At 64.7% G+C, this 14,295-nt stretch carries 12 protein-coding genes; all 12 read right to left on the bottom strand.

All coding sequences use genetic code 11. The features are described 5' to 3' along the window. Positions 1-45: 45 nt before the first annotated feature. Entirely contained in the window at positions 46-1,332 is a 1,287-nt protein-coding gene (locus R3F72_RS07760; protein ID WP_332779357.1) for a bifunctional folylpolyglutamate synthase/dihydrofolate synthase, read from the bottom strand. 14 nt (positions 1,333-1,346) lie between these two features. Next, positions 1,347-2,282 (bottom strand): acetyl-CoA carboxylase, carboxyltransferase subunit beta, encoded by a 936-nt coding sequence (gene accD, locus R3F72_RS07755; protein ID WP_256961205.1) that lies wholly within the window; start codon positions 2,280-2,282, stop codon positions 1,347-1,349. Positions 2,283-2,410: 128 nt separating this feature from the next. Continuing rightward, positions 2,411-3,241 (bottom strand): tryptophan synthase subunit alpha, encoded by an 831-nt coding sequence (gene trpA, locus R3F72_RS07750; protein ID WP_087718974.1) that lies wholly within the window; start codon positions 3,239-3,241, stop codon positions 2,411-2,413. 48 nt (positions 3,242-3,289) lie between these two features. Next, the gene (gene trpB / locus R3F72_RS07745; RefSeq protein ID WP_087718973.1) at positions 3,290-4,504 is read right to left on the bottom strand and encodes a tryptophan synthase subunit beta; all 1,215 of its coding nucleotides are present in this window, start codon (positions 4,502-4,504) and stop codon (positions 3,290-3,292) included. Between the two features lie 10 nt (positions 4,505-4,514). After that, positions 4,515-5,249, bottom strand: a complete 735-nt coding sequence (locus tag R3F72_RS07740) for a phosphoribosylanthranilate isomerase (RefSeq protein WP_087718972.1) — start codon at positions 5,247-5,249, stop codon at positions 4,515-4,517. After that, complete coding sequence (gene truA, locus R3F72_RS07735; RefSeq protein WP_332779356.1) at positions 5,246-6,211, bottom strand: tRNA pseudouridine(38-40) synthase TruA; 966 nt, start codon at positions 6,209-6,211, stop codon at positions 5,246-5,248. Before truA ends, R3F72_RS07740 begins: the two co-directional genes overlap by 4 nt. A gap of 24 nt (positions 6,212-6,235) precedes the next feature. Further along, positions 6,236-8,578, bottom strand: coding sequence for a type IV pilus assembly protein FimV (locus R3F72_RS07730; RefSeq protein WP_303855465.1), 2,343 nt, complete (start codon positions 8,576-8,578; stop codon positions 6,236-6,238). Positions 8,579-8,724: 146 nt separating this feature from the next. After that, the gene (gene asd, locus R3F72_RS07725) at positions 8,725-9,840 is read right to left on the bottom strand and encodes an aspartate-semialdehyde dehydrogenase (RefSeq protein ID WP_332779355.1); all 1,116 of its coding nucleotides are present in this window, start codon (positions 9,838-9,840) and stop codon (positions 8,725-8,727) included. A 257-nt stretch (positions 9,841-10,097) separates the two neighbouring features. Further along, a complete protein-coding gene (leuB, locus tag R3F72_RS07720; protein ID WP_303855461.1) occupies positions 10,098-11,177 on the bottom strand; it encodes a 3-isopropylmalate dehydrogenase in 1,080 nt (359 codons plus the stop codon). Positions 11,178-11,207: 30 nt separating this feature from the next. Continuing rightward, entirely contained in the window at positions 11,208-11,984 is a 777-nt protein-coding gene (locus R3F72_RS07715; protein ID WP_332779354.1) for a class I SAM-dependent methyltransferase, read from the bottom strand. After that, positions 11,977-12,621 (bottom strand): 3-isopropylmalate dehydratase small subunit, encoded by a 645-nt coding sequence (leuD, locus tag R3F72_RS07710; protein WP_332779353.1) that lies wholly within the window; start codon positions 12,619-12,621, stop codon positions 11,977-11,979. Before leuD ends, R3F72_RS07715 begins: the two co-directional genes overlap by 8 nt. Positions 12,622-12,633: 12 nt before the next feature. Then, positions 12,634-14,082 (bottom strand): 3-isopropylmalate dehydratase large subunit, encoded by a 1,449-nt coding sequence (gene leuC, locus R3F72_RS07705; protein WP_087718965.1) that lies wholly within the window; start codon positions 14,080-14,082, stop codon positions 12,634-12,636. Positions 14,083-14,295: the final 213 nt, after the last annotated feature.

Below are 14,295 nucleotides of genomic sequence, written 5' to 3'. Positions count from 1 at the left end.
GACCAGGACTCGACATCCGATCGATCGCCCCGGCGACCGCCTTCACTACACTTCGTCGCCGGCCAGCGCCGTCAGCGCTTCCAGCGCGCCGGCCACGGTCAGAAACGAACCGCATACTAACACTTCTTCATCGGGTGCAAGACGTGATGCCAGCCAGTCGACGCCCGCTGCCGGCGACGAAGCGGTCGCCAGCACCTCGCCGCCTCGACCGGTGATGGATTCGGCCAGTGCCTCGCCCGAGCGACCGCGCGGGCCTGCCAGCCCTACCGGCAGCCAGGCATCGATCACCGGGGACAGCGCCTCGATCAGTGCCGCTGCATCCTTGTCCTGGAGGACGCCGAGCAGGCCGATACGGCGACGCGGCGCCGGCGATCGCGACGCTAGCCTCGCTGCCACATAATGCGCGGCATGGGGATTGTGCGCCACGTCGAAGCACCAGTTCCCCAACCACTGCAACCGGCCCGTCAGCGCGACGGTGGACATCGCCTGGCGGGACTCGGCGGGCTGCGGCACGATGCCGCACAGGCCGAGCACCTGGAACGCGACGGCGGCATTGTCGAGCGGCAGCCCCGGATCAGGCAAGCTATCGAGTCGATAGCGAAGACCCTTCGCCCCTCGGCCCTGCCAGCGCCACTCGCTGCCATCGACGTCTTGATGATCGAAATCGCGCCCCAGCCAGTAAGCGGGTATCTCAAGCGCGTCGATGCGCTGCGAGACACTGGGCGGCAATGCGCGGCTGCCGAGCACCGCCGGTCGCCCCTGGCGGAGAATACCGGCCTTCTCGAATCCGATGACGTCGAGGTCGGTGCCGAGAAAGTCCGCATGATCCTGGGCGATGGTGGTGATGACGGCGATGTCGCTGTCGATCACGTTGACCGCATCCAGACGGCCGCCGAGCCCGACCTCGAGAATGGCCAGTTGGGGGCGCGCCTCGGCGATCGCAACCAGCGCAGCCAGGGTTCCGGCCTCGAAGTAGGTGAGACTGACGGGATCGCCGGCCAGGCGTGCCGATTCGACGCGTTCGAACCCGGCGATCAGGGTGGCGTCGTCGGCCGCGACGCCATCGAAGCAGAGCCGCTCGTTGTAGCGCAGCAGATGAGGCGAAGTGTAGCTGGCCGTGGACAGGCCGTGAGCCCGAGCGAGGCGCTCGAGCATGGCCACGGTGGAGCCCTTGCCGTTGGTGCCGGCGACCGTCACCACCCGCTGTGCGATCGGACCCTGCATCAGCCCCAGCCGTTCGGCAACCACCGCCACCCGTTCGAGCCCCATGTCGATGGAGACCGGATGCTGGCGCTCAAGACGCGCCAGCCAGTCGTCGAGGGTGGCACTCATGGGTCAGCGGTTCCTCAACGGGGTGCCTGGATCGCGTCCGGCTCGTCGGCCAGCGGCGAGAAATCCTCGCTCTCGTCCGCGACCTGGCCAGCCGGCGGTTGGTGCGTCAGCTTGCGCAGAATGCTGCCCAACCGCTCACGCATCTCGGGACGCGGGATGATCATGTCCACGGTGCCGTGTTCGAGCAGGAATTCGCTGCGCTGGAAGCCTTCCGGCAATGTCTCTCGCACCGTCTGCTCGATGACGCGCGGGCCGGCAAACCCGATGAGCGCATTGGGCTCGGCCACGTTGAGGTCACCCAGCATCGCCAGCGACGCCGAAACGCCCCCGAAGACCGGATCAGTGAGCACGGAGATGTAGGGTACGCCGGCCAGCTTGAGCTTCTCCAGCGCCGCGGAAGTCTTGGCCATCTGCATCAGCGAGAACAGCGCTTCCTGCATGCGGGCGCCGCCGGAGGCAGCGAAGCAGACCAGCGGAATCTCTTCTTCCAGGGCCAGCGTGGCGGCACGGACGAACTTCTCGCCGACCACGGCGCCCATGGAGCCGCCCATGAAGGAGAACTCGAACGCTACCGCGACGACGGGCAGGTCATCCAGCGTGCCGCGCATGGCGATCAGCGCGTCGTTCTCGTCGGTCGCTTTCTGGGCCGATGCCAGGCGATCCTTGTACTTCTTGGAGTCCCGGAACTTGAGGCGGTCGCTCGGCTGAAGATCCCCCGCGATCTCTTCACGCCCTTCGGCATCAAGGAACCAGTTGAGACGCTTGCGCGCGGTCAGCCGCAGATGATGCTGACATTTGGGACAAACGTTCTGGTGCTTCTCCAGCTCGGGAAGATAGAGCACCGATTCACAGTTCGGGCACTTGCGCCACAGGCCGTCCGGCACGCTGGCGCGGCGGTCGTTGCGCTGGATGCGGCTCATCGACGGGACGATCTTGTCTAGCCAGCTCATGTCAGGAACGATTCCCTATTTGCCTAAATAGAAAGTAATGACGACATAAAAAGTAATGACGACAACCGCGACGAACGGCTGTCGCGACAACCGCAAACGCTGAATGATACCAAATCGGCGGCAGCGGCTCAGCCGGCCGCTTCCCGGTCGAGCGCTTCGCGCATCTCGCCGAGAATCGATTTCAGCGCGGCGGGAATGGACGCCGGGTCATCGGCATGCTCGGCGATGCGTCCGACCAGGGCGCTGCCGACGATCACGCCATCGGCGACACGGCCGATGGCGGCCGCCGTCGCGCCGTCACGAATGCCGAACCCGACGCATAGCGGCAGTTCGGTGATACGGCGCAACTTGTTCAACTGCTCGCCGACGGCGTCGGCGTCCAGCGTGGCGGCCCCGGTCACGCCCTTGAGAGAGACGTAGTAGAGGTAGCCCTCGCCGTGTTCGCAGATCGCGCGAGCGCGCGCCTCGGAGGTCGTCGGCGCCAGCAGGAAGATCGACTGCAGGCCGTGCTCCGCGAACAGTGCGGCGTTATCGCCCGCCTCCTCCGGGGGCATGTCGACCACCAGCACGCCATCGACCCCGGAAGCCTGGGCCTGGCGCGTGAAGACGTCATACCCCATCCGCTCGATGGGATTGAGATACCCCATCAGCACCACGGGCGTTTCGCTGTCCCGCTGGCGGAATTCAGCGACCATCTCCAGCACATGCTGCAGTCGCGTGCCGTGTACCAGCGCCCGCTCGCAGGCCTTCTGGATTACCGGACCATCGGCCATCGGGTCCGAGAACGGCACACCCAGCTCGATCACGTCAGCGCCAGCTTCCACGCAGGCATGCATGAAATCGACCGTGTGCGCCGGAGCCGGGTCGCCAGCGGTGATATAGGGAATGAGCGCCGTACGGCCCTGAGCCTTCAGTTCGGCAAAGCGCTGGTCGATACGGTTGTGTTCAATACGATTCATGTCGCCCTCGAGTCATGTCGCCGGCCATCGTCCTGTCGGCGCCGGCCATCAAAATTCGATTCCGTCGAGTTTGGCGACGGTATGGATATCCTTGTCACCACGCCCGGACAGGTTGACGACGATATGCTGCTCCGGGGACATCTCCCCTGCCAGCTTCTTGGCGTGAGCCAGGGCATGCGACGACTCCAGCGCCGGCATGATGCCTTCAACGAGCGTCAGCTCACGGAAGGCCGCCAGCACCTCGTTGTCGTCCGCCGCCACGTAGCGCACGCGACCGACATCCTTCCACAGCGCGTGCTCGGGGCCGACGCCGGGATAGTCGAGACCGGCGGAGATCGACTGCGTGTCAGCGACCTGCCCGCCCTCGTCGGACATCAGGTAGGTCCGGTTGCCGTGGAGCACGCCGCGAGGCGCATTGGCGGTCAGCGGCGCGGCGTGGCGCCCGGTGGCGACGCCTTCACCACCGGCCTCGACGCCGTACATGGCGACATCGTCATCCTCGACGAACGGATAGAACAGGCCCATGGCGTTGGAACCACCGCCGACGCAGGCCACCAGCGCGTCGGGCAACCGACCGATCTGCTCGAGCGACTGACGACGCGCCTCGCGGCCGACGACTGCGCTGAAATCGCGCACCAGCATCGGATAGGGGTGCGGACCCGCCACCGTGCCGATGATGTAGAAGGTGTCGTCGACGTTGGTGACCCAGTCGCGCAGCGCCTCGTTCATGGCATCCTTGAGCGTGCGCGAGCCGGACTCCACCGGCACCACCTTGGCGCCCAGCAGATGCATGCGGTAGACGTTCAGCTTCTGGCGCTCGACGTCCTCGGCGCCCATGTAGATCTCGCACTTCAGCCCCAGGCGCGCGGCAACCGTCGCCGTGGCGACGCCGTGCTGACCGGCACCGGTCTCGGCGATCACGCGCGGCTTGCCGGCCTTCTTGGCCAGCAGCGCCTGACCGATGGTGTTGTTCACCTTGTGCGCGCCGGTGTGATTCAGATCCTCGCGCTTGAGCCAGATCTGCGCACCACCGATCTCGCGCGACCAGCGTTCGGCGTGGTAGAGCGGCGACGGCCGGCCGACGTAATGCTTCAGGTCATAGTCGAACTCCGCCTGGAATTCGGGATCGTTCTTGAGACTCGCATAGATGTTTTCGAGCTCTTCGAGAGCGAAACTCAAGGTCTCGGAAACGAAGCGGCCACCGTAAGGACCGAAGTGGCCGCGAGCATCCGGCAGTTGCGTCAAATCGTGGAATCGGCTCACGAAGGGACCCTCATGATGTGGCGGTGGATGAATGGGACGTGACTGGATCGGCACTGGACGGTGCCGACGCGAGCGAAACGTTCATCGCCTGTACGCGTTCGCAGAAGGCTCGGATGCGAGAGGCATCCTTGATTCCCTTTCGCGTGCCCGTCTCAGGCGACGACGCCACGGAAGACGTGTCGACAGGGTGCATCGCTTCAACGCCGCCGGAGACATCGACCGCATAGGGTCGTACCTGCGCCACGGCGTCGGCGACGTTGTCCGGCGTCAGGCCGCCGGCGAGAATGACGGGTTTCGCCAGATCCGCCGGGATACGCTGCCAGTCGAAGGTTTTCCCGGTGCCACCGGGCACGCCGGGGCGATAGGCATCGAGCAGCAGCGCGCCGGCACCGGCGTAGGTATCGACTGCTGCCTGCAGATCGATATCATCGTGCATGCGCAGCGCCTTGATCCAGGGCTTGCCGAAACGCGCGCAGAATTCGGGCGACTCGTCACCATGGAACTGTAGCAGGTCGAGATAAGGCAGACACATCTCGACATCGGCCACGCTCGGGCCGACGAACAGCCCCACACGTGTCACGAACGGCGACACCGAGGCGCTGAGCGACGCGAGCGTATCGAGATCGAGCGCGCGCGCGCTTCCCGGCCACATCACGAAGCCGAGTGCATCGGCCCCGCTGGCAACGGCCGCCGCGATGTCTTCACGACGGGTCAAACCGCAGATCTTGATCCTGACGGGATTCATGACGTGGTCTCCAAGCAGGCCTGGGGAGGCTGATCGACTACCCGGCCCTGATCATCGATCCATTTCGGCCACACGCGACGGCGGCGCATCAGCGGCGTATCCGGGATTTCGCCACGTTCACCGGTCCATTCACCGAGAAAGGATAGCAGGTGCGGGCCCACCGGTTCTTCCGGCAGCGCGAAGCGCTCATCGAAGCGCACATCGACGAAATGCAGGCCGCAGGCCGGCGCCGTCACGTTGCCCGACTTGCGATCCCTGAGCAACAACAGCCGCGCGGGGTACGCCTCGTCCTCATTCCCCCGGCCGACCGCCATCAGTACGCCAGCGATGTTGCGAATCATGTGATGAAGAAAGGCGTTGGCCTGCACATCGAGCATCACGATCGGCCCGAAACGGCGGACGTCGATGAAATGCAAATGGCGAATCGGCACCTTCGATTGACAGCCGGCGGCGCGGTAGCTGGAGAAATCATGCTCGCCGACCAATGCCTGGGCGGCGCGATGCATGCGCTCCGCATCCAGCGGCTCGCGACACCAGGTCACATTGTGACGCTCCATCACCGGGCGCGTCGGCTGGTTGAGGATGATATAGCGGTAACGTCTTGCCAGGGCCGAAAAGCGAGCGTGAAAATCGTCGGAAACCGGCGTCAGCCAGCGTACCGCGATATCGCGCGGCAACTGGGCATTGGCGCCGAACAGCCAGGCTTTCTGGGTACGCACCACCGGCGCATCGAAATGAACGATCTGGCGCGTGGCATGGACGCCGCTATCGGTGCGGCCGCTGCAGAGCACACGCACGGGCGTGGCGGCGATCTTGCTCAATGCCGCCTCGAGCGCGCCCTGCACCGAGTCGGCATGGCGCAACCGCTGCCAGCCACAGTAACGCGTACCGTCATACTCGACGCCGAGGGCCAAGCGACCGCTGAGCGGCTGGTTGTCGTCCTGCCGGGAGAAAAACGCCATCGAAACCTGTGCAGCCCAAAGTCGTTAGGGGCGCCCATTATCCCGATGCGACGGCTCGAATTCCACCTCCTCGACATCCCACCCCGCAGGAACTTCCCGAAGCGTGTCACGCGTCTCGCCGCTACGCGCCGGCGAAGCGACATCCGGCACCTCGGGACGATCGCTGCCCGTGTCCGCCCAAGACCCGCCGTCTGGTGCCATCTCGCTCGTTGATTCCAGCGAGAGGGCGGAAAAATCGATGTCCGGCATCGTCAGCGACGATGCCTCGCTCCCGCCGTCCAGCGAGGAGGATGCCGAATCCGCTGGCGACGTGACCTCGCGCCGCCCGGCGTCCAGTTCCAGCTTTGGGGCTTCGTAGTCGATATGGGTGAGGGTCGAAGACTCGGCAGACGGTGTCAGATCGTCATCGAACAGCACCGACATGGAATTGGTCCGGGAAGCGGATTCAGCCGGGGACGAGGCTTCCGAACGCACGGCGGGCTCATCGGTCTCGTCACGCACCGCGTCGGTCTCGGGCCGAACCTCATCGGTATTGGTACGCACCTCATCGGCCTCGTCACGAACTGCGCCGGACTCGACCTGACTGGCCTGCGACTCGAACAACGCGTCGACATCCTCCACCGTATCCTGCGGGGCCGTCTCGCCCTCCTCTTCCGTTTCGCCGGTCGCCTCCTGCCAGCTCTCCTCGACGTAGCGGGCACGATAATCATCGACCAGAGCCTGCCCTTCCCGGCGCTGTTCGGGAGTGGCGTCGTCACCGAAGCCGGCGAGCGCCTGTTCCAGCGCGTCCATGTCACGCAACTCGCCCAAAGCTCTCAACAACCCCAGGCGAAATTGCGCATTCTCTTTCTGGGCCAGTTGCTGGCGCAGCCAGTCGCGCGCCTCGGCATGGCGCCCATAAGCCATGAAGATATCCGCCTGACTGATCGAGACCGAGTCGACATCCACTTCCGGCAGCGACCGACGCGGCGCTACCGATACCGCAGCCTGGCGACTGGACGCCAGCGGGGACGGATCGGCGGCATCCGGCACCACCTCATCGGCGGGCTCGTCGACTTCGTGACGCGCACGGCGGCGTCGTTCCCAGATCCATAGCAGCAGCAGGACGATCAGGACTCCGCCGCCGATCCAGTCGAGATGCCCCAGCAGCCGCTGCCATAGCGAAGGTGACGACGCGGGCGCCGGCCCGGTCGATGCCGTTACGGTCTTTTCGCTGGCAGCGGTCTCGGGCGGCTCCGCGCGGGAAGGCGCCGGGGCCGCGGCCTGCGCAGCCGCAATGGCGACAGCACTGACGACAGGAGTGCCGCTCTGCACGCTTTCCTGCCCAGAGGCGCCATCGGTTGCGTTTGCATTGTTTGCGTTTGTTGCCGTCGTGGATGGCTCAGCGACGGCCGCGAGCGCGCCCTGCAGCGCGTCACGCTCGGATTGCAACGCAGCAATCGTCGCGCGTTGGCGTTCGGTGATGGCAGTCAGGTCGGCTAACTGTTGTGTCAGTGCAGCGAGCCGATCGGGGTCGGACGCCTCCGAAGCCGCAGCGCGCGCCACGATATCGATCATCGGGCGCCCGTCATCCGTTTGACGGGCGAGCTCGCCGAGCCGGGATGCCGCCTCCCATGGCGAGATATCGGTCACGGCCGCGATTGCGGGCACTTCCAGGCTGACGCCAGCCCGCAGCCGATCGACGTCTCCCTCGATGAAGGCGCCGGGGTTGGAGCGATACAGGGCCAGCATCAGCGGCTGGCGGCCAACCCCGGTTCGAGGCAACAGTGAAGCCGCCAGGGTGGATAGTGAATCGCCGGGGCGAACGGTGACTTGTGTGGGCCATGCGGGCGGATCGCTCAATGCTGGTTCGACGGCGTCGGCAGGCCCGGCAGCAGAGCTTCGCATCGCCGTGGCCTGCGTTACCACGCCCCGCGCTACCGGATATCCCGACGCGGGATCGCGATCGCCATTCAGCAGTGGCTGCGAACTGGCGTAGTCGACGGGGTCGAACAGCAGCGATACATCGCGCCGCCACTGACCGCCTGGCCAGGTCACCACCAGCAGCAGATCGAGAAACGGCTCCCGCACGCGGCGCGAGCTATCGAGAATCAGTGCCAGATCGCCGTCACGGCGCACGACCTTGGCCGACAGCGCGTCCACCAAGGGGCTGCGGGACAATCCGGATTGCCGGTAAGCCGCGTCATCGGCAACGGCTACCGATATCTGCGAGGCCTCGAGGCCGCTTCCATCGGTCAGGGGCAGCACCACGTGCAGCGGCCGGTTGAGCGGTGATACCTGCTGTGGATCGCCGATGCCGAGGGCATGGACCGACGAGGCAAGCACCAGGCAGAGCCCGCCGGTGATCGTTGTAAGCCGTTGCCGCATGGTTTCCTCGCCGACGAATTGGGGTAAGCCTCGACTCACTCATCGGCAAGGACTGGATAAACTTGAATATGGCGCCACGGCCTGAATAGCAAAGAGCCCCGCCAGTGTCACTGGCGGGGCTCGGACAACTCATGTCGGCGTGATGCTCAGGCTTGTTCGCGGAGGATCTTGAGCATGCGCTTCAGCGGCTCGGCGGCGCCCCACAGCAGCTGGTCGCCGACGCTGAACGCGGTGAGATATTCGCCGCCCATGGCCAGCTTGCGCAGGCGACCGACAGGCACGGTAAGCGTGCCGCTGACGGCCGCCGGCGTCAGATGCTTCAACGTCTCGTCCTTGTCGTTGGGCACGACCTGGACCCAGTCGTTGTGCTTGGCCAGCCGATCCTCGATCTCGTCGAGCGGCACGTCCTGCTTGAGCTTGATGGTGAATGCCTGGCTGTGCGAACGCATCGCGCCGATCCGCACGCAGAGACCGTCGATGGGAACCGGGTTGTCGCCGGTCGCCAGAATCTTGTTGGTCTCGACGCCGCCTTTCCACTCTTCCTTGCTCTGGCCGTTGTCCATCGCCTTGTCGATCCACGGCAACAGGCTGCCGGCCAGCGGCGCGCCGAAGTTGTCGACCGGGAACTCGCCGCTGCGCATGCGAGCGGTAACGTCGCGATCGATGTCGAGAATGGCGCTGGACGGCGTGGCGAGATCAGTAGCGACGGCCGAGTGCAGCGAGCCCATCTGAGACAGCAGTTCGCGCATGTGCTTGGCGCCGGAACCGGAAGCGGCCTGATAGGTCATGGAGGTCATCCACTCGACCAGGTCGGCCTCGAACAGCCCGCCCAGGCCCATCAACATCAGGCTCACGGTGCAGTTGCCGCCGACGAAGGTCTTGGCGCCCTTGGCCAGCTGGGCATCGATCACGTGACGGTTGACCGGATCGAGCACGATGGTCGACTCGTCCGCCATGCGCAGGGTACTGGCCGCATCGATCCAGTAGCCCTTCCAGCCAGCCTCACGCAGCGGCTTATAGACTGCGCTGGTGTAGTCACCTCCCTGGCACGTCACGATCACGTCCATCGCCTTGAGCGATTCGATGTCGTTGGCATCCTTAAGCGCCGGCACTTCGACGCCGATACCCGGCCCGGCCTGACCGGCCTGGGAGGTGGAGAAGAAGACCGGCTCGAGCCCGGCGAAATCATTGTCGTCCAGCATCCGTTGCATCAGCACGGAACCGACCATACCGCGCCAGCCGACGAATCCGACTTTCAACATAATGGCGTACCCCGAATTTTTTAGAAAAAGCACCATTTGAATGGCTACGCGGATCAATCGCTTCGTTGCGCGGTGCTCGGAAACCTCACATATAGCCCATATGCTCGGGATCCTGCGCTCCGTGCGCCTCGCGCTTGACTCCGCTCGCCGATCCAACTGGCACTTTTAGTAACTATGGATGTGACACGACGACCCATTTTGGTCGTCGCATCATCAGCAAGTGAAGACGTGAATGATACCAGTTTAGCGCATTCGGCTCAGGACTCGGCAAAAGCCGCCAGCACCGCGTCGCCCATTTCGCTGGTGGAAACCTGGCGGGTGCCCGGATAGGCGATGTCCGCGGTGCGTAGGCCCTGATCCAGCACCTTGCCCACGGCGCGCTCGATACGATCGGCCAGCGCCGGCTCGCCCAGCGAGTAGCGCAGCATCATCGCCACCGACAGAATCGTCGCCAGCGGGTTGGCGAGGCCTTGGCCTGCGATATCCGGCGCGCTGCCGTGACACGGCTCGTACATGCCCTGCTGCTTCTCGTTGAGCGACGCGGACGGCAGCATGCCGATCGAACCGGTGAGCATGGCCGCCGCATCGGACAGAATGTCGCCGAACATGTTGCCGGTCACCACCACATCAAACTGCTTGGGCGCGCGCACCAGCTGCATCGCGGCGTTGTCGACGTACATGTGCGACAGCTCGACGTCCGGGTATTCCGGGGCCAGCCGATTCATCACTTCGCGCCACAGGATGGTGACTTCCAGCACGTTGGCCTTGTCCACCGAGCAGAGCTTCTTGCCCCGCTTCTGCGCCATCTCGAAGGCGACGCGACCGATGCGCTCGATCTCGGACTCGGAGTAGACGTAGGTATTGAACCCGACCCGCTCACCGTCGCGCTCCTCGATGCCGCGCGGCTGGCCGAAATAGATACCGCCGGTCAGCTCGCGCACGATCATGATATCGAGCCCGGAGACGACTTCCGGCTTCAGCGTCGACGCCTCGGCCAGCTGCGGATAGAGCAGCGCCGGGCGCAGGTTGCCGAACAGGTTGAGGTTCTTGCGCAGCCCCAGCAGCCCCTTTTCGGGACGCTTGCTCAGATCTTCCAGCGTATCCCACTTGGGGCCGCCCACGGCGCCGAGCAGGATCGCATCGGCGGCCTTGGCTTTTGCCAGCGTGGACTCGGGCAACGGATGCCCCTCGGCATCAAAACCGGCGCCGCCGACCAGCGCCTCTTCCAGCTCGGCGTCCAGCCCCGCCTCACGGCAGGCATTCAGGATCTTGACCGCCTCGGCGGTGATTTCCGGGCCGATGCCATCGCCGGGCAACACCAGAATCTTCTTGCTCATGCATTTTCCTCGAACGTGTTCCTTGACTTGTCACTTCGTGGCCCACAGCACCAGCATGTCCGTGGTGAAGGAGCCATCATCGCCGATCTCGAAGGCATCGCGGACTTCCTGACCCACCTGCTGCTGCAGATGACGGATCGCGTCGCGCATGACGTCGGGCGTACGCATTCGCGCAATCCAGGTATCGAAATCCAGCCGCAGTCGCTGGCGCGAACTGGCCGTCACCACGAGCCCGGCCTCGCCAACCATCTGCGCCCACTCACTCGGCGCGTAGTCGCGTACATGACTGGTATCCCGCAGCATCTCGACGGTCTGCAGAAAGCTGTCGAACAGCGGCTGCTCGGAAGCGGCGACGTCGATGAAACCCGCCAGACCGCCGGGCTTGAGGACGCGCCTCGCCTCGCGCAGCGCCAGCCCCACATCGCGCCAGTGATGGGCGGAGAAACGGCTACAGACGACATCGAAACTATCGTCGGCGAACGGCAGCGACTCGGCGACGCCCTGTACCGTGCGGATATTGCCGAAGCCGCGCTCGCGGGTCGCCTCGCCGACCACCTCGAGCATTCGCGGCGAGAGATCATAAGCCACGACCTCCGCTGCCAGATCGGCGACCTGAAAGCTGACATGCCCTGCACCGCAGCCGAGATCCAGCACGCGGGGCGCGTCGAGCCTTGCGACACGCTCCCGCAACTGGGCGAACTCGGCGCCCTGGGCGTGCACCTGGCTCGACAGATAGGCGTTCGCCTGACCGCCGAACTGGCGTTCGACCACATCGCTGTGACCACCACTCTTACCTGAGTCACGCATCGCGGAACAGCCACGGATTCGCCGCACGATGACGGCTTTCATAGTCGCGGATGGCGCCGGACTGCTCGAGCGTCAGACCGATATCGTCGAGACCTTCCAGCAGGCAGTGCTTGCGGAACGCATCGACCTCGAACGGAATCGCCTCGCCGTTCGGCGTGATCACCTGCTGTCCTTCGAGATCGATATTGAGACGATAACCTTCGTTGGCTTCCGTTTCCTGGAACAGCCGGTCCACCGTCGCCTCGTCGAGCGTGATCAGCAAGATGCCGTTCTTGAACGAGTTGTTGTAGAAGATATCGGCGAAGCTCGGCGCGATCACCACGCGGAAGCCGAAATCGTCCAGCGCCCAAGGGGCATGCTCGCGCGAGCTGCCGCAGCCGAAATTGCGCCGTGCCAGCAGCACCTGCGCGTCGCGATAGCGCGGCTGATTGAGCACGAAATCCGGATTGAGCGGACGATTGGAGGCGTCCTGGCCCGGATAACCTTCGTCGAGATAGCGCAACTCGTCGAACAGGTTGGGGCCGAAGCCGGTACGCTTGATCGACTTCAGAAATTGTTTGGGAATGATCAGGTCGGTATCGACATTGGCGCGATCCAGCGGCGCGACCAGACCCTGCAGGCGTTCGAACTTTTTCATCGTCTGGCCTCCTTAGGCACTCATCGCATCGGCGCGATCATAGTCATAGCTTCGGACATCCACGAAGTGACCTTCGATGGCGGCGGCCGCCGCCATTGCCGGGCTCACCAGGTGTGTACGCCCGCCATAACCCTGACGCCCCTCGAAGTTGCGATTGGAGGTCGATGCGCAACGCTCGCCGGCGCCCAGCTTGTCGGCGTTCATCGCCAGACACATCGAGCAGCCCGGCTCGCGCCACTCGAAGCCCGCTTCGATGAAGACCTTGTCGAGCCCTTCGGCTTCGGCCAACCGCTTCACCAGCCCGGAGCCCGGCACCACCATCGCCAGCTGGATGTTGTCGGCGACCTTGCGCCCCCGGGCGACCTTGGCGGCTTCGCGCAGATCCTCGATCCGCGAGTTGGTGCAGGAGCCGATGAACACCTTGTCGAGCCGGATATCGGTGATCTTCTGCCCGGCGCTGAGCCCCATGTACTCCAGCGCACGCGTCATGCCCTGAGTGACGGTCTCGTCATCGGCACTGGCCGGATCGGGCACCGCGGCGGAAACGTTGGCGACCATTTCCGGGCTGGTGCCCCAGGTCACCTGCGGCTCGATCTCGGCGGCGTCGAGTTCGACGACCTTGTCGAAGTGCGCGCCGTCGTCGGAGACCAGATCACGCCAGGCTTCGACCGCCGCCGGCCACTGCTCGGCAGTGGGTGCATAGGGGCGACCCTTCAGGTAATCGATCGTGGTGTCATCCACCGCCACCAGTCCCACGCGGGCGCCAGCTTCGATCGCCATGTTGCAGATCGTCATGCGGCCTTCCATGGAAAGCTCGCGGATCGCGCTGCCGGCAAACTCGATGGCGTACCCGGTGCCGCCAGCGGTGCCGATACGGCCGATGATCGCCAGCACGATATCCTTGGCGGTGACGCCGAGGCCCAGCTTGCCTTCCACGCGCACCTGCATGTTCTTCATTTTCTGGGCGATCAGGCACTGGGTGGCGAGCACGTGCTCGACCTCGGACGTGCCGATGCCGTGGGAAAGCGCAGCGAAGGCGCCGTGGGTCGCGGTGTGGGAATCGCCGCAGACCACGGTCATCCCCGGCAGCGTGGCGCCCTGCTCCGGCCCGACCACGTGAACGATGCCCTGGCGTTCGTCGTTGATGCGGAACTCCTCGATCTCGAAGCTCTCGCAGTTGGCATCCAGGGTTTCCACCTGAATGCGCGAGACATCGTCGAGAATCCCGGCGTTACCGGCGCTGCGCTCCTTGAGCGTGGTCGGCACGTTGTGGTCCGGCGTCGCCAGGTTGGCGTCGCGGCGCCACGGCTTGCGGCCGGTCAGACGCAGCCCTTCGAACGCCTGCGGCGAGGTGACTTCGTGCAGCAGGTGACGATCGATGTAGATCAGCGCCGAACCGTCGTCGCGCTGAGTCACCAGGTGCTGCGCCCAGAGTTTGTCGTAGAGCGTCTGGCTTGCCATGTGTGTTATCTCCTCCGTCACGCTGTCTGAGGCAGCTTGGTGACGTAACGCTTGCGAATCGCGACGCCGTGACAGCGCCTCGCGAATGGTGTGGCGACCAAGATACGGTGCCGTCATGCATAAAATCAATTCATCTTGATTATGCTTTGGATTCCATAACAGAATTCATTGATTCGTGATTCATCAATGCCTCGGACGGAAAGCGAACGACGC

Source organism: Salinicola sp. 4072, from assembly GCF_036663415.1.
GTDB classification, from domain to species: Bacteria; Pseudomonadota; Gammaproteobacteria; order Pseudomonadales; family Halomonadaceae; genus Salinicola; species Salinicola salarius_A.
Note: the sequence above shows the minus strand (reverse complement) of the source record. Positions and strands in the feature narration are given on the sequence as shown.

Coding starts and splice junctions, on each gene's coding strand:
- R3F72_RS07760 (WP_332779357.1), bottom strand. CDS start 1,332: ATGAGTGCCACCCTCGACGACTGGCTGGCGCGTCTTGAGCGCCAGCAT.
- accD (WP_256961205.1), bottom strand. CDS start 2,282: ATGAGCTGGCTAGACAAGATCGTCCCGTCGATGAGCCGCATCCAGCGC.
- trpA (WP_087718974.1), bottom strand. CDS start 3,241: ATGAATCGTATTGAACACAACCGTATCGACCAGCGCTTTGCCGAACTG.
- R3F72_RS07740 (WP_087718972.1), bottom strand. CDS start 5,249: ATGAATCCCGTCAGGATCAAGATCTGCGGTTTGACCCGTCGTGAAGAC.
- truA (WP_332779356.1), bottom strand. CDS start 6,211: ATGGCGTTTTTCTCCCGGCAGGACGACAACCAGCCGCTCAGCGGTCGC.
- R3F72_RS07730 (WP_303855465.1), bottom strand. CDS start 8,578: ATGCGGCAACGGCTTACAACGATCACCGGCGGGCTCTGCCTGGTGCTT.
- asd (WP_332779355.1), bottom strand. CDS start 9,840: ATGTTGAAAGTCGGATTCGTCGGCTGGCGCGGTATGGTCGGTTCCGTG.
- leuB (WP_303855461.1), bottom strand. CDS start 11,177: ATGAGCAAGAAGATTCTGGTGTTGCCCGGCGATGGCATCGGCCCGGAA.
- R3F72_RS07715 (WP_332779354.1), bottom strand. CDS start 11,984: ATGCGTGACTCAGGTAAGAGTGGTGGTCACAGCGATGTGGTCGAACGC.
- leuD (WP_332779353.1), bottom strand. CDS start 12,621: ATGAAAAAGTTCGAACGCCTGCAGGGTCTGGTCGCGCCGCTGGATCGC.
- leuC (WP_087718965.1), bottom strand. CDS start 14,082: ATGGCAAGCCAGACGCTCTACGACAAACTCTGGGCGCAGCACCTGGTG.